The organism is Streptomyces sp. NPDC008238 (assembly GCF_042956445.1).
In the GTDB taxonomy this organism is placed as follows: Bacteria; Actinomycetota; Actinomycetes; order Streptomycetales; family Streptomycetaceae; genus Actinacidiphila.
The window spans coordinates 12,986-29,087 of sequence record NZ_JBIBGK010000009.1 but is presented as its reverse complement, the minus strand read 5'-3'; the positions used below and the strand labels follow the sequence as shown (position 1 = coordinate 29,087).

General features: G+C 73.3%; 19 protein-coding genes and 2 pseudogenes. 10 read left to right on the top strand and 11 right to left on the bottom strand.

All coding sequences use genetic code 11. The annotated features are described in order from the left end of the window. Nucleotides 1–58: 58 nt before the first annotated feature. Complete coding sequence (locus tag ACFZAU_RS20175) at nucleotides 59–907, bottom strand: helix-turn-helix transcriptional regulator (protein WP_500553284.1); 849 nt, start codon at nucleotides 905–907, stop codon at nucleotides 59–61. 102 nt (nucleotides 908–1,009) lie between these two features. Between ACFZAU_RS20175 and ACFZAU_RS20170 the strand changes: the two genes are divergently transcribed. From ACFZAU_RS20170 to ACFZAU_RS20160, 3 genes are all read left to right on the top strand, one after another. Then, on the top strand, nucleotides 1,010–1,813 hold the full coding sequence (locus ACFZAU_RS20170; RefSeq protein ID WP_500553283.1) for an SDR family NAD(P)-dependent oxidoreductase: 804 nt from the start codon (nucleotides 1,010–1,012) through the stop codon (nucleotides 1,811–1,813). 179 nt (nucleotides 1,814–1,992) lie between these two features. Next, on the top strand, nucleotides 1,993–2,688 hold the full coding sequence (locus ACFZAU_RS20165; RefSeq protein ID WP_500553282.1) for a type 1 glutamine amidotransferase domain-containing protein: 696 nt from the start codon (nucleotides 1,993–1,995) through the stop codon (nucleotides 2,686–2,688). 322 nt (nucleotides 2,689–3,010) lie between these two features. After that, nucleotides 3,011–3,202 carry a hypothetical protein gene (locus ACFZAU_RS20160; protein ID WP_500553281.1) on the top strand — a complete coding sequence of 64 codons (192 nt, stop codon included), beginning with the start codon at nucleotides 3,011–3,013 and terminating at the stop codon, nucleotides 3,200–3,202. A 123-nt stretch (nucleotides 3,203–3,325) separates the two neighbouring features. Here ACFZAU_RS20160 and ACFZAU_RS20155 read toward each other — a convergent pair whose 3' ends face one another. Continuing rightward, nucleotides 3,326–3,547, bottom strand: coding sequence for a helix-turn-helix domain-containing protein (locus ACFZAU_RS20155; RefSeq protein ID WP_499600494.1), 222 nt, complete (start codon nucleotides 3,545–3,547; stop codon nucleotides 3,326–3,328). Next, nucleotides 3,547–4,032 (bottom strand): DUF2975 domain-containing protein, encoded by a 486-nt coding sequence (locus ACFZAU_RS20150; RefSeq protein WP_500464142.1) that lies wholly within the window; start codon nucleotides 4,030–4,032, stop codon nucleotides 3,547–3,549. The genes ACFZAU_RS20155 and ACFZAU_RS20150 overlap by 1 nt, the downstream gene beginning before the upstream one ends. A gap of 24 nt (nucleotides 4,033–4,056) precedes the next feature. Here ACFZAU_RS20150 and ACFZAU_RS20145 point away from each other — a divergent pair. After that, nucleotides 4,057–4,689: pseudogene (locus ACFZAU_RS20145) on the top strand (DUF6193 family natural product biosynthesis protein); the annotation flags it as partial. Nucleotides 4,690–4,741: 52 nt separating this feature from the next. Here the strand turns inward: ACFZAU_RS20145 and ACFZAU_RS20140 are convergent. Beyond that, on the bottom strand, nucleotides 4,742–5,029 hold the full coding sequence (locus ACFZAU_RS20140; RefSeq protein ID WP_500553280.1) for a zinc-binding dehydrogenase: 288 nt from the start codon (nucleotides 5,027–5,029) through the stop codon (nucleotides 4,742–4,744). Between the two features lie 329 nt (nucleotides 5,030–5,358). Beyond that, nucleotides 5,359–5,496 (bottom strand): annotated as a pseudogene (locus ACFZAU_RS20135) (alcohol dehydrogenase catalytic domain-containing protein); the annotation flags it as partial. Between the two features lie 332 nt (nucleotides 5,497–5,828). Here ACFZAU_RS20135 and ACFZAU_RS20130 point away from each other — a divergent pair. Both ACFZAU_RS20130 and ACFZAU_RS20125 read left to right on the top strand, forming a co-directional pair. Continuing rightward, on the top strand, nucleotides 5,829–6,245 hold the full coding sequence (locus ACFZAU_RS20130) for a winged helix-turn-helix transcriptional regulator (protein WP_500553508.1): 417 nt from the start codon (nucleotides 5,829–5,831) through the stop codon (nucleotides 6,243–6,245). A 213-nt stretch (nucleotides 6,246–6,458) separates the two neighbouring features. Then, nucleotides 6,459–7,352: a phosphotransferase family protein gene (locus ACFZAU_RS20125; RefSeq protein ID WP_500553279.1), complete on the top strand. Its 894-nt coding sequence runs from the start codon at nucleotides 6,459–6,461 to the stop codon at nucleotides 7,350–7,352. Nucleotides 7,353–7,371: 19 nt separating this feature from the next. Here the strand turns inward: ACFZAU_RS20125 and ACFZAU_RS20120 are convergent, their stop codons facing one another. Continuing rightward, the gene (locus ACFZAU_RS20120; RefSeq protein WP_500553278.1) at nucleotides 7,372–8,673 is read right to left on the bottom strand and encodes an amidohydrolase family protein; all 1,302 of its coding nucleotides are present in this window, start codon (nucleotides 8,671–8,673) and stop codon (nucleotides 7,372–7,374) included. 158 nt (nucleotides 8,674–8,831) lie between these two features. Between ACFZAU_RS20120 and ACFZAU_RS20115 the strand changes: the two genes are divergently transcribed. Further along, the gene (locus tag ACFZAU_RS20115) at nucleotides 8,832–9,854 is read left to right on the top strand and encodes an LLM class flavin-dependent oxidoreductase (protein ID WP_500553277.1); all 1,023 of its coding nucleotides are present in this window, start codon (nucleotides 8,832–8,834) and stop codon (nucleotides 9,852–9,854) included. 103 nt (nucleotides 9,855–9,957) lie between these two features. Here ACFZAU_RS20115 and ACFZAU_RS20110 read toward each other — a convergent pair whose 3' ends face one another. Both ACFZAU_RS20110 and ACFZAU_RS20105 read right to left on the bottom strand, forming a co-directional pair. Further along, entirely contained in the window at nucleotides 9,958–11,427 is a 1,470-nt protein-coding gene (locus ACFZAU_RS20110) for an MFS transporter (protein WP_500553276.1), read from the bottom strand. A 146-nt stretch (nucleotides 11,428–11,573) separates the two neighbouring features. Next, entirely contained in the window at nucleotides 11,574–12,053 is a 480-nt protein-coding gene (locus tag ACFZAU_RS20105) for a MerR family transcriptional regulator (protein WP_500553275.1), read from the bottom strand. A gap of 18 nt (nucleotides 12,054–12,071) precedes the next feature. Here ACFZAU_RS20105 and ACFZAU_RS20100 point away from each other — a divergent pair, with 18 nt between their 5' ends. Together ACFZAU_RS20100 and ACFZAU_RS20095 are read left to right on the top strand one after the other, a co-directional pair. Next, complete coding sequence (locus ACFZAU_RS20100) at nucleotides 12,072–12,407, top strand: hypothetical protein (RefSeq protein ID WP_500553274.1); 336 nt, start codon at nucleotides 12,072–12,074, stop codon at nucleotides 12,405–12,407. Nucleotides 12,408–12,490: 83 nt separating this feature from the next. Continuing rightward, a complete protein-coding gene (locus tag ACFZAU_RS20095) occupies nucleotides 12,491–12,823 on the top strand; it encodes a hypothetical protein (RefSeq protein ID WP_500553273.1) in 333 nt (110 codons plus the stop codon). A gap of 48 nt (nucleotides 12,824–12,871) precedes the next feature. Here the strand turns inward: ACFZAU_RS20095 and ACFZAU_RS20090 are convergent, their stop codons facing one another. Both ACFZAU_RS20090 and ACFZAU_RS20085 read right to left on the bottom strand, forming a co-directional pair. After that, the gene (locus ACFZAU_RS20090; protein ID WP_500553507.1) at nucleotides 12,872–13,660 is read right to left on the bottom strand and encodes a DUF427 domain-containing protein; all 789 of its coding nucleotides are present in this window, start codon (nucleotides 13,658–13,660) and stop codon (nucleotides 12,872–12,874) included. 253 nt (nucleotides 13,661–13,913) lie between these two features. Next, nucleotides 13,914–14,321, bottom strand: coding sequence for a nuclear transport factor 2 family protein (locus ACFZAU_RS20085; protein WP_500553271.1), 408 nt, complete (start codon nucleotides 14,319–14,321; stop codon nucleotides 13,914–13,916). 664 nt (nucleotides 14,322–14,985) lie between these two features. Here ACFZAU_RS20085 and ACFZAU_RS20080 point away from each other — a divergent pair. After that, nucleotides 14,986–15,159: a hypothetical protein gene (locus ACFZAU_RS20080; RefSeq protein WP_500553270.1), complete on the top strand. Its 174-nt coding sequence runs from the start codon at nucleotides 14,986–14,988 to the stop codon at nucleotides 15,157–15,159. Nucleotides 15,160–15,303: 144 nt separating this feature from the next. Here the strand turns inward: ACFZAU_RS20080 and ACFZAU_RS20075 are convergent, their stop codons facing one another. After that, nucleotides 15,304–15,861 carry a glycine-rich domain-containing protein gene (locus ACFZAU_RS20075; protein ID WP_500553269.1) on the bottom strand — a complete coding sequence of 186 codons (558 nt, stop codon included), beginning with the start codon at nucleotides 15,859–15,861 and terminating at the stop codon, nucleotides 15,304–15,306. Nucleotides 15,862–16,102: the final 241 nt, after the last annotated feature.

Sequence of the window (16,102 nt, the reverse complement as noted above, 5' to 3'; positions counted from 1 at the left end):
CGACCATAACAGTCGACAACGGACGAAACCGCGCCACCGCTTGCCGGGGAGGGACCGCTCACAGACGGGGCGCGGCGTTCCAGCTGGCCAGAATCGGCAGGATGCGCGCGGTGGAGGAGTCGGGTTCCGCGGTGTAGACGACGAGGCGCTGGTCGGGCTCGTGGGGTGCGCAGACGATCTCGATGTCGAAGGTCAGCGGCCCCGCGCTGGGGTGCTGGACGCGCTTGGCCACCGACGTGTAGTCGCGGACGGCGTGGTCGTCCCACCAGCGAGCGACATCGGCGTCGGTGGCGCGCAACTCGTCGACGAGCGCCGTGAGGCGGACGTCCTGCGGACGGCGGGCGGTCTCCCGGCGCATCGTGGCGACGGTGGCCGACGCGAAGTCCTGCCAGTTCACGATCCGCTCGCGGGCGACCGGGTCCTGGAACATGAAGCGGACGAACGACGTGCCCGGCTCCAGCGGACGCCCGAGGACCTCCATCAGCAGCCCGTTGCGGGCCAGCACCTCGCCGCGGTGGCCGAGCAGCAGCACCGGCACGTGGTCGAGCGTGCGCATCACCCGCAGCAGCCCGGGGTCGGGGCGCTGGGCCGCGGCAACGTGCGCGGTGGCGGCGCGGCGCCGCGCGGTGGGTGCGGCCAGGTCCCGCAGGTGCGCGCGTTCGACCTCGTCCAGGCGCAGCGCCCGGGCCAGCGCGTCCAGGACCTCGTCGGAGATGTTGGCCTGGCGGCCCTGTTCGAGACGGCTGTAGTAGTCCGGGCTCAGGCCCGCGAGGACCGCCAGTTCCTCCCGCCGCAGGCCCGGTACGCGGCGGGCCCCGGGGAAGGCCTCGATGCCTGCCTGAGCGGGGGTGAGGCGGTCCCGGCGGGAGCGGAGGAAAGCCCCCAGCGCGGCGCGGTCACGTGGCATGGCTCCAGGGTAGGCGGGCCCACGCCGCCCTGGGTGGTCCTGGCATGCCCAGGTACGTCCTGACCTGGCCCGATGCCGAGGGTCCGGCTTAGACAGGGAGCCATGAACACTTCTCTTCGCACCATGGACGGCACACCCTCCACCCCCGGCTCCCGGCTGGCCGGCCGTACCGCCGTGATCACCGGCTCGACCAGCGGCATCGGCGCGGCCACGGCCCGCACCCTGGCCGGCGAGGGCGCCCACGTCGTCGTCAGCGGCCGCCAGGGCCCCCGCGGGCCGCAACTCGTCGACGAGATCCGGCGGGCCGGCGGCCGGGCCGACTTCGTCGCGGCGGACCTGACCGGCGGCTACGAGGAACTGCGCGCCTTCGCCGCCCGGGCCACCGAGGCGCTCGGCGGACGCGTCGACATCCTCGTCAACAACGCGGGCATCTACCCCGCGACGCGGACCGAGGATCTGCCGGACGCGGATCTGGACGCGATGCTCGCGGTCAACGTCCGCGCACCCCACGTCCTGGTCGCCGCGATGGCGCCGGCCATGGCCGAACGGGGCAGCGGTGCCGTCGTCACCATCGGCTCCTGGATGGCCCGGGTCGGCAGCCCCTACGCGGCGATGTACACCGCGACCAAGGCGGCGGACGAACAGCTGACCCGCAGCTGGGCCGCGGAGTACGGCCCGCGCGGCGTACGCGTGAACGCCGTCGCCCCCGGCGCGACCCTCACGCCGGGCAACGAGGCGGCCCGCGCGGAGCTCGACGCGCTGACCGCCACCACCCCGGCGGGCGTGGTCGTCCGGCCCGAGGACATCGCCAAGGGAGTCCTGTACGTCGTCAGCGACGACGCGGCCATGGTGCACGGCATCACGCTCTACGTGGACGGCGGGATCTCCGCCACCCGCCCGTCCTGACCGTCGCGCGCACGCGTCGCCGGAGGCGCTCGGCCGGGGTGTCCCGCCGAGCGCCTCCGGCGTTCCCGGTCCGGTCGGCGGCCGCCGACCGGCCGCCGACGGCTCCCATGTGCGACCGTTCCGCCACGTATCTACGCTTTGGTTGTAAAGCGCGTCGAAGAGACCGGGAGGTGGGCCCGATGGCGAAGGTGCTCTTCATCGTCAGCGGTGCGACGTACTGGGTGCTCAAGGACGGCACCAGGTACGCGACGGGGTACTGGGCCGAGGAGTTCGCGGTGCCCTTCAAGAAGGTCACGGAAGCCGGCCACGAGGTGGTCGTGGCGACACCGGGCGGCGTCGTCCCGAACGTCGACATGATGAGCCTGCGCCCCTCCATGGCGGGCGGTGAGGAGGGCGCCCTGGAACTCGAGGCGATCATCCGTTCCGCGGAGGCCATGCGGCGGCCGCTGGCGCTGGCGAACGTCCGCCTCGAGGACTACGACGCCCTATACCTGCCCGGCGGCCACGGCCCGATGTCGGACCTCGCGTACGACGCCGACGTCGGCCGCCTGCTCACGGCACAACTCGCCTCGGGCAAGCCGCTCTTCATCGTGTGCCACGCCCCCGCCTCGCTGCTGGCCACCCGCATCCACGGCGAGTCGCCCTTCAAGGGCTACCGGTGCACCGGCTTCACGAACGAGGAGGAGGAAGCCGTCGGACTGGCCCCCCGCGCGACGTGGCTGCTGGAGACGGCCCTCAAGGAGGAGATCGGCGTCGACTACAGCCGGGGCCCGATCTGGGAGCCCTACATGGTGGAGGACCGCAACCTCGTGACCGGCCAGAACCCCCACTCCTCCGCGGTCCTTGCGGACCGGCTCCTGGAGATCCTCAAGTGAAGGCTCCCTGACCGTCCCGGGCCGGTCCGCGGGCGGGACGGCGCCTCTTCGTCCGGTCACGGCCCTGCCCGACTCCCCCGACACGGCGCATGATTGGCCCCCTGACACCAGAAGTCGGCCAGGGGGACGCCATGCGCCGTACCATCGCCATCTGCGTGACCGCCGTCCTGTTCGCGGGAGGCGCCGCCGGCTGCACCGACGAGCCGAAGAGTCCGGGCGCCGAGAAGAGGGAGAGGTTCCTCGACGCCGCGCATGCGGCGCACTTCGAGAGCTGGGCGGAGAAGGGGCCCCCTGACGACGAGCTGGCCCCCTTCCCGGGGCAGTGGTGGACGCGCTGGCCGCGGGCCGCAGCGTCGCCGACATCCTCAACCCGAGGGTCCTGTACCCCTTCGGACCGCAGTGGGGCACGAAGGACGAGGACGCGAAGGAGTTGCTGGTGCTGGGGGGGGACGTCTACTGCCCGGACGCCAAGGCGCGGGTGGTCGAGGAGCTGCGGCAGGGCGGCGCGTCCTGACCTGACCGGGGGGGCGGCGCGGTTGCCTCTCCCCCGCCCACGACCAGGGTGCCCGTCCCGGGAACGCGCCCCCCGTCCGCGCGGAAGGACGGGGGGCGCGTTCCCGGGCCCGCTCCGGGCGTCTCATTCGCCGGCTGGGTCCTCGGTCTCCCAGCGCAGCAGGTCGCCGGGCTGGCATTCCAGGACCTCGCAGAGCGCGGCCAGCGTCGCGAAGCGCACCGCCTTGGCGCGGCCGTTCTTGAGCACCGCCAGGTTCGCGGGCGTGATCCCGACGCGGTCCGCGAGTTCGCCCACGGACATCTTCCGCCTGGCCAGCATCACGTCGATGTCGACGGAGATCGGCATCAGATCACCTCGTCCAGCTCGGCCTGCATCTGCTTCGCTTCGACGTCGCGCGCGACGGCCTGCGCGAGCAGCATCCGCAGGACGAGCACGAGCAGCGCGACCCCGAGGATGGCCACGCCGATCCCGCCCATGATGACGGTGACGCCCGGGTCCTCCCGCTGACCCGGCGCGTTGATGGCCGTGACGGTGAACCAGACGAGGGCCGCCGCCACGATCGAGCCGATCACGACGTCCACGTACCGGAAGGCGGCGTGGGAGAAGACGGTTCCTCGGCGCACCATCGTCACCAGCCGCCATACGCAGACCCCGGCGACCTGGACGGACACCATGCCCAGGATCGTGACCAGGCGCAGCGGGGTCAGCGGGAGCGTCCCGTCCTCCGGATCGGTGGCCAGCGCGAACACCATCCCCACCTGTATGAACACGGTGCCGGCGAGCACCACCACGAGCACGGCGCGCAGCGCCCCCACTGTCAGCTTTCCCACAACCCATCCTTTCATCGACTTCCGATGGAAATCTATCGAGTTTCGATAGATGAGGCAAGGCGCGGGACGGACGGGCGACGGCTTCGGCGCGCAAGCACGAAGAGGTGGTCCGAGCGACGCGGACCGTGCCGGCGGGCGGGTGCTCCACGGCACGAAGGACTCCCGGCCCACCGGCAGGCCCGCAGTCGCGGGGCTTCCGCCCCGCCTGCCCCGGCCTCACACTGTGGCGGTGAACTCGTACGAAGCCACCCCCGCGGGGCACGGGCCTCTTCCGCGCAGGCCGGTCCTCCCCGACCTCGCCGCGGTTCGGGAGCGGGGTCCGGACGACCTGCTGGAGGCGAGGTGGCAGGGGGGCTGATCCTGAGCCGGCGGTGGATGCGCGAACGTCACGAGTCGCTCAGGCCGGGACGTCCCTACCCGGGCATCGTCCCCCTCCTGCACGCCGCGTACGCGGAACCGGGACTGCGGCGGCTCTTCCCCTTCACGAGCCACTTCGTCCTGTGCCTCAGCAGTTCCACCACGCACCCGTACGACGTGCGGGTGCCGTCCGTGGAGCCGTTGCGCGACGGCCGGTTCCGCGTCCGTCAGCCCCGCAGTTCCACGGTGATCGGCCACACCGGCACCCCCGAGGAGGCCGTCGCCCTCGTCGCCGCCCACCTTCCGCCCGGGCCCTTCCCGGACCCGGGCGCCCCGGGTGGCAGGCCCGGCCTCAGGGAACGAGCACGATCCGGCCCGGCAGGTTGCCCTCGGCCAGCCGTGCGTGGGCCTCCGCCGCCGCGTGCAGGGGGTAGGTCCGCGCCACACGGGCCCGCAGCACCCCCTGGTCGGCGAGCCGGGACAGCTCGGCGAGCAGGTCACCGTCGGCCCGCACGCCCATGGCGTCGACGCGTATGCCGCGCTCGGGCCGGGGTTCCTGGCCGGGCCACAGACCGGCGTAGGCGCCTCCGTCGCGAACGGCGGCGAGCGCGTCCGGTCCCAGCCGGGCGGCGTCGAGCACGCCGTCGAAACCGGCTGCCCGGGCGGCCTGTCCCCGGGCCAGGGGTCGGCGCCGCGGGAGAGGAGGAACTCCTCGTGCACGGCGGAGTCGAGCCCGGTGACCTCCAGCCCCTGCCGGTGGGCGAGTTCCACCGTGTGGGCGCCGACGCCGCCTGCCGCCCCGGTGACCAGCAGTCTCCCGCCCGGCACCAGGGAGAGCAGGTGCAGCGCCTGGGCGGCGGTCGTCGCGTTCAGGGGAAGGGTCGCGGCGTGGACGTCGTCGAGGGTCGTGGGGGCCGGTGCGAGGGTGCCGGCGTCCAGGACGACGTAGTCTGCGTGGGTGCCGAGCGGCTTGTGATGCCCGGTGGCCAGGGCGATGACACGGTCGCCGGCCGACCAGGACGTTCCGGGCCCGACGGCGTCCACGGTTCCGGCGACGTCGAAGCCGAGGCCGATGCGCTCCCGGCCGCCGAAGACGCCCGACCGCATGGCCGCGTCCACGGGATTGAGCGCCGCCGCCCCCACCTTGATCCGGACCTGGCCCGGCCCCGGGACGGGCACCGGGTGTTCGGTGATCTCCACCGCGTCGGGGCCGCCGAAGCGGGTGACGGTCGCGGCACGCATGAGCATGGTGTTCTCCTGCCTGAGGGGGTGTGGTGACACGTCGAGCGCCGCCGGACGATGCACGGCGGGCGGGTCTCCGGGCGTGCGCACGCCTGTGACCCGGCTTCTTACGTTTGGTGCGCAACCTCATGATGAGTCAGCATGGACGGCGTCACAAAAGGCACAGGCGTGTGCGCAACCGGAAGGACATGGGCGTCATGGACGACGGCACGACGGACGAGCGGCATGCCGTACTGGCGGGTCCCTGCGCCCGCTGGCCCATGGAGAAGGGCGAGGGCATCCGGCACATCGTGGACCGGGCCGGCGACAAGTGGACCGTGCTGGTGATCGGCACGCTGGAGCACGGGCCCATGCGCTACACCGACCTGCAGCGCTCCGTCCCGGGCATCTCCCAGCGCATGCTCACGCACACCCTGCGCCAGTTGCAGCGCGACGGCCTCGTCACCCGCACCGCCTACCCCGAGGTGCCGCCGCGGGTGGAGTACGCACTGACCGACCTCGGCACCACCCTGCTCAACGCCGTCACCGTACTGATCGACTGGGCCGGCACCCACCACGACGAGATCCGCGCCCACCGTTCCCGCTTCGACGAGGCAGCCGCGGCCACGCCCTGACTCCCCCCGCACGACCGCGCGTTGACGGACCCGCACGGCGACGATCACCCGACGGCCGCGCGGGCGGCCACCGGGTCCGCGCTCGTCGCGAACCCGGACACCGGGGACACGCACGCCGTGCCGGCTCTGCCCTAGGGTTGCGCCCGTGCCAAGAACCACCTCCCCCTCTCCCGCGGCCGCGACCGCGCCCTCGGACGCCCGGAGGACCGGGGCATGAGCCACGAAGTGCCGGCGGACCTGCTGGAGATCGCCGACGCGCTGCTGCCCGGCGCCCCACTGGACCGGGCCCGGTTGGCCGCCGACGGCAACATCCATCACGTCGTGCTCCTCCCCGGGGTCGCGGCCGTGCGGATCGCCAGGCGTCCGTCGGCGGCGGAGGCCCTGCCACGCCGGACGGAACTGCTGCGCGCGGTCGCGGCGGCCGGACTGCCGTTCGCCGTACCCGAACCGCTCACGCCGGTCAGCGACTTCGACGGCCGTACCGCCGTCGCCGTGTCCTGGCTCGACGGCACCGCACTGCCCGAAGGCGAAGGGGACCCGGAACAGATCGGCGAACTCCTGCGCGCCCTGCGGGAGACACCCCTCACTCCGGCGCTCCGCCGGGCCCTGGCCGGCTCCCCGGAGCAGCCCCCCGCACGAGGCTGGGCCCGCGTCCTGGCCGAGGACGTCATCCCCCGGATGCCGGCACACTTGCGCGACGAGGGCCGGCGCCGCCTGGACGCCGCGCTCGCCCTGGGTCCCGTCCCGGACGCGCTCGTCCACGGCGACCTCGGCGGTTCCAACGTCCTCTGGGGACCGGACGGCAAGCTGACCGGCGTCCTGGACTGGGACCTCGCGCTGCCCTTCGACCCGGCCGTCGACGCCGCCTGCATGGCCTGGCACGGCTGGAACAACGTCCGCGAAGCCGTCGACCACGAGACCTACCGGCGCGCACGCGTCTGGGACCGGACCTTCGGCATCGGGCACCTCATCGCGGTCCTGCCCGGGAGAACCCTCTCGAACGTGGACGGTTACCTCGACCACATCGTGCCCTGGCTCGAACACGACGCCCGTGAGGACGGGAGCGGGGCGGCGGGCGCCGCAGGCCCCACGCGGCCAGGGCCGTGAGGACCGAGGGCCGCGGGTGTCAGCCGGCCCCGTCCGGGCCGGAGCCGTACCGGCGTTCACGGACGGCGCCCACGACCTGGGCGACCCGGGCGTCGAAGGCGTCGAGTTCCTCCGCCTCCGCCGCGTCGGGGACGAACACCCGACGGTCGCACGGGACGCCTGCCCGCCAGATCCGTTCGACGGCCCGGGTCCCGGTGACGTCGGTCAACGGGTCGCCGGACACGAGGAGGAGGTCCGCGCGCCGACCGGGCGCGACGAGCCCGCGGTCGGCGAGGGCGAACACCCGCGCCGGAGCGGCGGTCGCGGCGTCCAGCGCCTGGGCGGGCGTGAGGCCGCAGCGCGCGAGCAGTTCCAGCTCCCGGTGCAGACTCGCCCCGAACACGGTTCCCGGGTTCGGGGCGTCGGTGCCGGCCAGGATCGTCACGCCCGCGCCGGCCAGCCGGCCGACGTTCTCCTCCGCCCGGCCGTAGGACGGCGACTGCCGTCCGCGCCGCCCCGATGGGCCGGAGGTCAGCCGCCGCAGCTGCGCGTCACCGAGTTTCGCGGCCAGTCGCGGGTCCGCGGCGACGGCGGCCCCGCCCGGTTCGCCGAGGACGTTCTCGAGGGTCGCCAGCGTCGGGCCGACCGCGATCCCGGCCTCGGCGATCCGCCCGGCCAGGGCAGCGTCCAGTTCCCCGTCCACGGGCACATGGGCGATGACGTCGACGCCCGCCGACACGACGTCCCGCACCCCGGCCACCGAATGGGCGTGCGCGACGACCACGAGTCCCCGGCGATGCGCCGCTGCGGTCAGCGCGGTGATCGTGTCCAGGTCCAAGGACGGCGTCGCCCACGGGCCCGCCGCACCCGAGGGGGCGAAGACCTTCAGGTAGTCCGAGCCCTCGGCGACCCGGTCCGCGACGAACAGCTCGGCCTGCCCCGGGCCGGTTACGGTCGGGAACGGGTCGTACATCATCGAGGGATGGCCGCCCGGCGCGGTGGCACCGACGCCCGCGGAACGCACGTCGGCCACGTCCGGCCGGGCGGCGGCCCGCCGCTTGGCCGCCGCCATCACCTCGGCCTGGCTGAACATGTCCAGTGCGGTGGTCACACCGAAGGTGAGCCCCTGCGCCAGAGCGCCGGGCACCAGGTGGATGTGCGCGTCGATCAGCCCCGGCAGGAGGGTGCCGCCCTCGGCGTCGACCACCTCGTCGCCGTCCTGTGCGGTGGAAGCGGTGGCGCAGTCCGTGAGGACGCCGTCGGCGAACCGGACCGACGTCCAGTCCCGCAGCCGGGTGCCGTCGAAGACCCTCGCGTTGACGATCGCCGTTGCTCTGGGCACGGGGCCCCTCCCGGACGGATGTGCTCGATGCTGACCGGGCGGGACGGTAGAGGGTCACGCGACGCGAGGTCAACCGGCCGCGGCGGCCCGCGCGGGGCGATCGTGGGTTCGCCGCCGGCGGACGGAATCAAACACGGGCCCCGGGCGCTGGGGAGTGGGTGAAGAAGATCGGATTCCTCTCCTTCGGCCACTGGTCGGACAGCGAGCATTCCCGGGCCAGGTCCGCCGCGGACGTCCTGCGGCAGTCGATCGACCTCGCGGTCGCCGCCGAAGAGATCGGCGTGGACGGCGCGTACTTCCGGGTGCACCACTTCGCCCGGCAGGCGGCCAGCCCGTTCCCGCTGCTCGCGGCGATAGGCGCGCGGACCTCGAAGATCGAGATCGGCACCGGCGTGATCGACATGCGCTACGAGAACCCGCTGTACATGGCCGAGGACGCGGGTGCCGCCGACCTCATATCGGGCGGACGGCTGCAACTGGGCGTGAGCCGCGGCTCACCGGAGCAAGTGGTCGACGGCTGGCGCCTGTTCGGCTACGAGCCCGCTCCCGGCGAGTCGGCCGCCGACATGGCCCGCCGCCACACCGAGGCGTTCCTCACGGTCCTCGGAGGCGAGGGATTCGCCGAGCCGAACCCGCGGCCCATGTTCCCCAACCCGCCGGGGCTGCTGCGGGTCGAACCGCACTCCGAGGGGCTGCGCGACCGGATCTGGTGGGGCTCCGCGTCGAACGCGACCGCCATCTGGGCCGCCGAGCTGGGGATGAACCTGCAGAGTTCGACGCTCAAGGACGACGAGACGGGCGAGCCGCTCCACGTACAGCAGCGCAAGCAGATCGAGGCGTACCGCGAGGCCTACAGGAAGGCGGGCCACACCCGGGAACCCCGGGTGTCGGTCAGCCGCAGCATCTTCGCCCTGACCGACGACCTCGACCGGGCCTACTTCGGCCGCGACCGCAACTCCCGGGACCAGATCGGCATGATCGACGACACGACCCGGGCCGTCTTCGGGCGCTCCTACGCCGCGGAGCCGGAGGAACTGGTGAGGCTGCTGCGGGACGACGAGGCGATCCAGGCCGCGGACACCCTCCTGCTGACCATCCCGAACCAGCTCGGGGTGGACTACAACACGCATGTGCTGGAGAGCATCCTCACCCATGTGGCGCCGGAACTCGGCTGGCGCTGACCACCGGCCGACGGGCGGGGGGCCGACGGGCCTCCCGCCCCGGCGGTGCCCCCGTCGGCCCGGTCCTCTACGGTCCTACCGTGGTCGCCGGTTGGACGGGCCGTCACTCACGTACGGCCGCCTCCCGCGGCGAGCCGTGCCTGACGGCGGGAGGTGCGTCCGGCCGGCGCGGGGCACGGATGACCAGGACGGCGAGCAGGACGGCGACGGCGGTCACGGCGGCCGCCACGGTCATGGCCGCGTTGTAGCCGGAGGTCAGGGCCTGGGGCAGGGCCTCGTGGGTGAGCGAGGAGGTCACGGTCGCGGCGGCGCCGGAGATGACGGCCAGCCCGAGCGCGCCCCCCGCCTGCTGGGATGTGGTGATCAGACCCGAGGTGACGCCCGCCCAGCGCGCCGGGACCCCGGCGGTGGCGGCGGCGTACATCGGGGCGAAGCTCATGCCGTAGCCGAGGGGCATGATCAGCAGCCCCGGCAGCACGTGCACGAGGTAACCGCCGTGCACGGGAAGGTGGCTGACCCACAGCATCCCGGTGACGACCAGGGCCGGGCCGAGGATCAGGAACGGCCGGAAGCCGAAGCGGCGGACCAGGCCGGCCATCCTGGTGGAGGTCAGGCCCAGGACGACGGGGAAGGGCAGGAAGGCGAGCCCGGTGCGGACCGCGCTGTAGTGCTCGACGTCCTGGAGGTAGAGGGTGAGCAGGAAGAACATGCCGAGGTTGCCGGCGAAGACCGCGGCCATCATGCCGTTCGCGCCCGAGACGTTGCGGATCTTGAAGATGCCGAGGTCCACCAGCGGCTCCCCGGCGCGCCGCTCGTTGACGGCGAAGGCGGCGAGCAGGATCGCGCAGGCGGCGAACCCGGTCAGGGTGCGCACGTCGGTCCAGCCCCATGCGGGCGCCTGGCTGAAGGCGAGGACCCCCGCCATCAGGCCGGCGGTGGCCAGCACCGCGCCGGGCGCGTCCGGCAGGCCGCGCCGCCCGGCACGTTCGGGCCGGTGCTCGGGGACGAGACGGGGCACGAGCGCGAGGACGGTCAGGCCGACGGGAACGTTGATGAAGAAGTTCCAGCGCCATCCGGCGTACTCGGTCAGCACACCGCCCAGGAGCAGTCCGACCGCGGCCCCACCGGTGGCGACCATGGACCAGTAGCCCAGGGCGCGGGCACGCCGGTGCCCGTCCGGGAAGAGCACCAGGACGGTGGACAGGGCCGCCGGGGACATGACGGCGGCGGCCAGGCCCTGCAGGCCGCGCAGCACGATGAGCAGCGGCACCGAGGAGTTCGCCCCGATCAGGAACGAGACCAGGGTGAAGGCCGCCATGCCGACGATCAGGGTGCGGCGGCGGCCGAGCAGGTCGGCGATCCGGCCGCCCAGGAGCAGGAAGCCGCCGAACGCGAGGACGTAGGCGGTGACCACCCACTGGATGGTGCTGTCGCCGAAGTCCAGTTCGCGTTTGATCACGGGCAGCGCGACGTTGATGATCGCGGTGTCGAGCACCACCATGAACTGCGCCGTCGCCACCAGGGCGAACACCGGCCAGGGACCGACAGCCCCGGGTATTCTCGCCGTGCGCATGACAGAGTCCTCACGGTAGGGCTTCCGGCGGGGGCGCGCGGAAGCGAAGGGGATGGGGAGAGCAAGTCGGGCGGTCCGCGTCTTCGCGCCGTCCGTCCGCCGGCGGTTCCGGGTGGCCGCGCCCGGGTGAGGGTGCAGCCCTGCCGTCAGCTCAAGCGGTGACCGAGGAGTTCACCCTCGGACTCCAGGCGACCGGCCGCGGCGTCGTCGCCGGCCTGCACGGCGCGCCAATAGGCGACCCGGTTGTCGATGTAGCGCTTGCGGGCCGCGAGGCGCCGCATCTCCGCCTCCAGTGCCTCGCCGTGCCCGGCCAGCATCTCGATCTTCATGGCGACCGTCTCGGAGGAGTGTCCGCGCGCCGCCATCAGCGCGCGCATCTCCTCGATCCCCAGGCCCGCGGCCCGAAGGTGGGCCAGCGACTCGATGCGGGTCAGGTCGCCGCGGGTGTAGGCGCGGTGGCCGCTGGAGGCGTCACGCGTGACGGGATCGATCAGCCCGATCTTCTCGTAGTACCGCAGCGTCCAGCCGCTCAGCCCGGTGATCCGGGAGACCTCCTGGACGCTCAGGACCGCCTCCGCCGCCTGCTCCGCGGTGCGCTCGCCCCGGGCCGCCCGTGCTTCGTTCATGCATCGAGTATCGAGAACTTGGAGCGCTCCAAGTCAAGCGCCGACTGCCGCCGGCCGTCGGAACGCTTGCGGGGGGGCACCTCCTGGGTCCATCCGCTCGCCCCCGTGCTCGATGCGATCGCCGCTCGGCAGGCGTGGTGCCGATTGCCCTTCGATATGCGGCGGCCGCCCACCGAGGGAGCGAAATGCATTCACGAGAACACGGGCTACCAGGGGCGCTACATCAATGTGGCGCCGGGCGGCCGGATCGCGGACATGAAGAAGAAGGCCCTCGTCGTCTTCCACGGCGACGGTGCGATTTTCGCCAATCCCGGCGAATTCAACGACGTCACGTCTTCCTTCAAGGCCCTGTAGGCGCCATCGACGGCTGACGGCCCGGTCCTGCCGCCCCCACCGGGCGGCAGGACCCGCGGTTCGCTCTGCTACAACGGCACCTCATGGGTGTCAGGGAGCGCGAGCGCAAGGTGTGCCGGCCGCTGAGGCGGGCCGGCCTCGAGGTGATAGCGGACGCCGTGCCGCCCCACGGCTCGTCCGGCGGCTCCATGAGGACTGGTACGAACTCGCCGTCTCCTCGGGGCTTCGCCATGATGGCGCTCGACAGCAGCGTGTTCGTCCGTGCCTCGACGGGCGAGACCGGCGTCGACGTGCTCGCGGTACGCCACCCGGACCGCTCGGCGAACGTCCGGCGGCACCTGGCGTCGATGGCGCGCAGTCCGTACGTCGACCGCGAGCTCAGGGAGCGGCTCGCGGCCTGGCTCGCGGGACGCTGAGGCCGGGGCCCCGGTCGCCCCGGCCCTGACCCGGCCCTGACGGGGCCGCTACTTGGCCATGCCCAGCGCGGTGTCCGTGGGCTTCGGGAGCAGGAACCCGTCGACGTAGAGGTCGACGTGCTCGTTGTAGAACGCGACCAGGCCCGCGATGCGGTTGGCGTGGATGGTCGGGAAGTCGTACCCCCAGGCGATGTCCTCGTGCGAGCCCGTGTCGCCGTCGAACGACCAGTAGCCGCTCGTCGTCCCCTTGTACGGGCAGCGCGTCACGGTGTCCGAGCGCCGCAGCCGCGCCCAGTCGACGTACATGCGCTCGATGTAGTAGCGGGTCGGGAGGCCGGTCTCGAACAGCTTCACGCAGTTGGGCGCCTCCGCCAGCACGACCCCGTCCACCTCGACCCGGACGCCGCTCGACGAACGCAGCGCGTCCACCCGCGAGTAGGGGCTCCTGGGGTGCACGAAGACCGGCTCGTCCTCCTCGAACCAGAAGTCCACCGCGTCCCATTCGAAGCGCACGGTGCCGTGGAGGGCTTCCGGGGCGTCCTCCTCCCACACCCACGCCGCGCCCTCGCGGACCTCCGGGCCGATCCGCAGGGCGTGCCGCCGCGCGGAGCCCGCGCCATGGTGCTCGCTGTGGTGCTCGTCGACGAGCACGCCGTCGACCAGGTCCTCGACCGGGATGCTGAACTGCGGGTAGGCCCGCCACTCCCAGACGTACAGGGCACGGCGGGTGTCGAAGACGACACGTCCCCCGACCAGCCCCCGGACCCTGCGCGGCACCGGCTCGACGTGCCCGACCGGGACGATCAGGCTCGGGTGCAGGACGCTCTCGTTCGCCATGGTGGTGACCTCGGTCCACTCGTTCCTCTTGCGGCCGCCGCGCACGGCGTGTTCCGTACGGCGAACGGCCGCGGGCATCTCCCGAGGGGAGACCGACCGCAGGGGGGAACCGTGACACGCTCCGGGCCTTGGGGGCTGACGGCGACGCGTGCGGGCCGGAGGCGGACGGCGGTGCCGGGTGGCCCCCGGCGTCCACAGCACCACCCCCGGCGAGGCGCGCAGGGGCACGCGTCCGCCGCGGCGGCCGGCCGCGTCAGCCGCCCCAGGCCTCGGTGAACCTCAGGGGGTCGTGGAAGTACTCCCTGGACCACACGATCCTGCCGTCCTCGACGCGGAGCATCGCCATCAGGTCGAGCGCCTCCAGCACCTGGCCCTGCGCGTCGAGGATGTTGTCGGTCCTGTGCATCAGGACGACGTCCCCGTCGGCACGGACGCGGTGGACGTCGATGCCGAAGCCCTCGGCGCCGAGGATGTCCCTGGCGCGGCGCAGGTCGTCCAGCAGCGCGTCCAGGCTGTCCACCGGGTGGTCGTTGGAGGTGACCGACCGCCAGCTGACGTCGGGGTGGACGAACCGCTCGCAGGCGGCGACGGCATCCTCGTAGGTGGGGCCGAAGGCGGCGCAGAAGTCACGCGTCACGTCCATCGGCGATGCGGTGCTCAATGCCTTACATCCTGTTCGTATCGGGCCGGGCGGCTGCCCAGGGCCCTCACTCCCATCCGGCGGAATCGGCTGCCCCCGGAACGGCGGTCGGCGCCCACGGCACATCGCGCCGGGCAAGCGCGTGCCGAAGGTGCTCCCAACTCGGCCTCACGGCCCGGAACCTGATGCTTCCCCTGGCTCGGTAGGGCGGGCGCGAAGTTGACGCAAGGACCATACGCCATAATCGACCGGTCACCTATTCCGTCGGCGCTCTGTTCGCATGATGAGACGCCACCCCGCCCGCGGCGGACGAGGGGTTCCGGCCGCACCCCTCCGCATCTGCTTGACGAATCAAGCACACCCTGGGGTCGATCGTACCGGGTCCGGGCACCAGGCCGTCCCGGTCGCCGGAATCGCGAAGGGGGCGCGCGCCGCCGCGTCGGTGCGACCGCCTGGCGATCGAACATCTCCCCAGGAAACGGGACATGGCAGACGAATCAAGAGTCGCTCAACGTTCGGTGGCCATCACGGGCGCCGGGACGTGCCTCGGACGGCAGGATCACGCCGGCCCTCTGCGACATCACGGACGGGGCGGCGGTGGCGCGTTGGGCGAGCCGGGGCACCCCAGCCGTGGGCACCGCGGGGCTGGACGTGCTCGTGCCTGAGGAGCATGGAAGCCGGTGGGATGACCATCGAGCAAGCGGCGGCGGAGCTGACGGAGCTGATCGACACGGCGCCGCTCCCGGCCCGGATCCCGGTGGGCGAGGAGGCCAGGGAGATCCTCCGCATGGTGCGGGACTCCCCCGCGGCGGAACTCGACGCCCTGCGCCGGGAACTGGTCGGCCTGACCGAGGGCTGAACGGCGCCCCGCACCGGAGCGCGGCTCGCCCAGGTGCGGGCGGCACCGGAACAGGCCCGGCGCGCCCCTGGGGGTGCGCCGGGCCTGTGGCGTGCCCGTTGCGGGTGTTCGCCGGCGTTCCGCCGTCCTGCTCCTCCTACGTGCCTACCACCAGATGACGGCGTATCCGTCGCCGCCGTCGAGGGCCGGCTGCAGGGCGACCAGGGCACCGTTGCCACCGGTGCCCGCACCCGCCGGACTGGGCTCGACGATGCCGTTCACCGCGGGCCGGCCACCCTGGCCCACCACGCCGCTGCTCACGGGCGGCTGGCCCGCCGCGCCCGGACGGGTCGTGCCGCTCCCCGAACAGGTACCGGTTCCACCGGGACTGGGAGTGGCCGCGAGCGAGCCGGCGTGTCCGCCGGCACCACCGGTGGCGGTCGCGAGCGGCCCGCCGGGGCCGGACAGGATGGTGGCCGTACCACCGACGCCGTCCGTGGCGATCGTCGAGGAACCGGCGCCCCCTTGGCCGATCGTCACGGTGTAGGGCGTGCCGGGCGTCACCGGTACGGCGCACCAGGCGAAGCCGCCGGCACCCCCGCCTCCGCCGAGGACGAGAGGGACGCCGATTCCACCGCCGCCGCCCCCGGCGCCCCACACCTGGACGAAGACCTTGGTGACGTCGGCGGGCGGGGTGAACGTCCCGTTGGCGGTGAAGTCCACCAGGTCGTGGGGTGCGGCGCCGGCCCCGGGCGGACCCTGCGGTCCGGGGTCACCCTGCGGACCCGTACCACCGGGGTCACCCTGCGGTCCGGGAGGACCTTGCGGGCCCGTACCACCGGGGTCACCCTGCGGTCCGGGAGGACCCTGCGGACCCGTACCGCCGGCAGGACCCGCAGGACCCGCAGGACCGGCGGGACCCTGCGGCCCGGGGGGCCCGGGCGGACCGGGGCGGCCGGGATAG

Bases quoted from the DNA above. Each gene is read 5' to 3' on its own strand.
- ACFZAU_RS20175 (WP_500553284.1), bottom strand. From the start codon at position 907: ATGCCACGTGACCGCGCCGCGCTGGGGGCTTTCCTCCGCTCCCGCCGG.
- ACFZAU_RS20170 (WP_500553283.1), top strand. From the start codon at position 1,010: ATGAACACTTCTCTTCGCACCATGGACGGCACACCCTCCACCCCCGGC.
- ACFZAU_RS20165 (WP_500553282.1), top strand. From the start codon at position 1,993: ATGGCGAAGGTGCTCTTCATCGTCAGCGGTGCGACGTACTGGGTGCTC.
- ACFZAU_RS20155 (WP_499600494.1), bottom strand. From the start codon at position 3,547: ATGCCGATCTCCGTCGACATCGACGTGATGCTGGCCAGGCGGAAGATG.
- ACFZAU_RS20130 (WP_500553508.1), top strand. From the start codon at position 5,829: ATGGACGACGGCACGACGGACGAGCGGCATGCCGTACTGGCGGGTCCC.
- ACFZAU_RS20125 (WP_500553279.1), top strand. From the start codon at position 6,459: ATGAGCCACGAAGTGCCGGCGGACCTGCTGGAGATCGCCGACGCGCTG.
- ACFZAU_RS20110 (WP_500553276.1), bottom strand. From the start codon at position 11,427: ATGCGCACGGCGAGAATACCCGGGGCTGTCGGTCCCTGGCCGGTGTTC.
- ACFZAU_RS20105 (WP_500553275.1), bottom strand. From the start codon at position 12,053: ATGAACGAAGCACGGGCGGCCCGGGGCGAGCGCACCGCGGAGCAGGCG.
- ACFZAU_RS20095 (WP_500553273.1), top strand. From the start codon at position 12,491: ATGGGTGTCAGGGAGCGCGAGCGCAAGGTGTGCCGGCCGCTGAGGCGG.
- ACFZAU_RS20090 (WP_500553507.1), bottom strand. From the start codon at position 13,660: ATGGCGAACGAGAGCGTCCTGCACCCGAGCCTGATCGTCCCGGTCGGG.
- ACFZAU_RS20080 (WP_500553270.1), top strand. From the start codon at position 14,986: ATGACCATCGAGCAAGCGGCGGCGGAGCTGACGGAGCTGATCGACACG.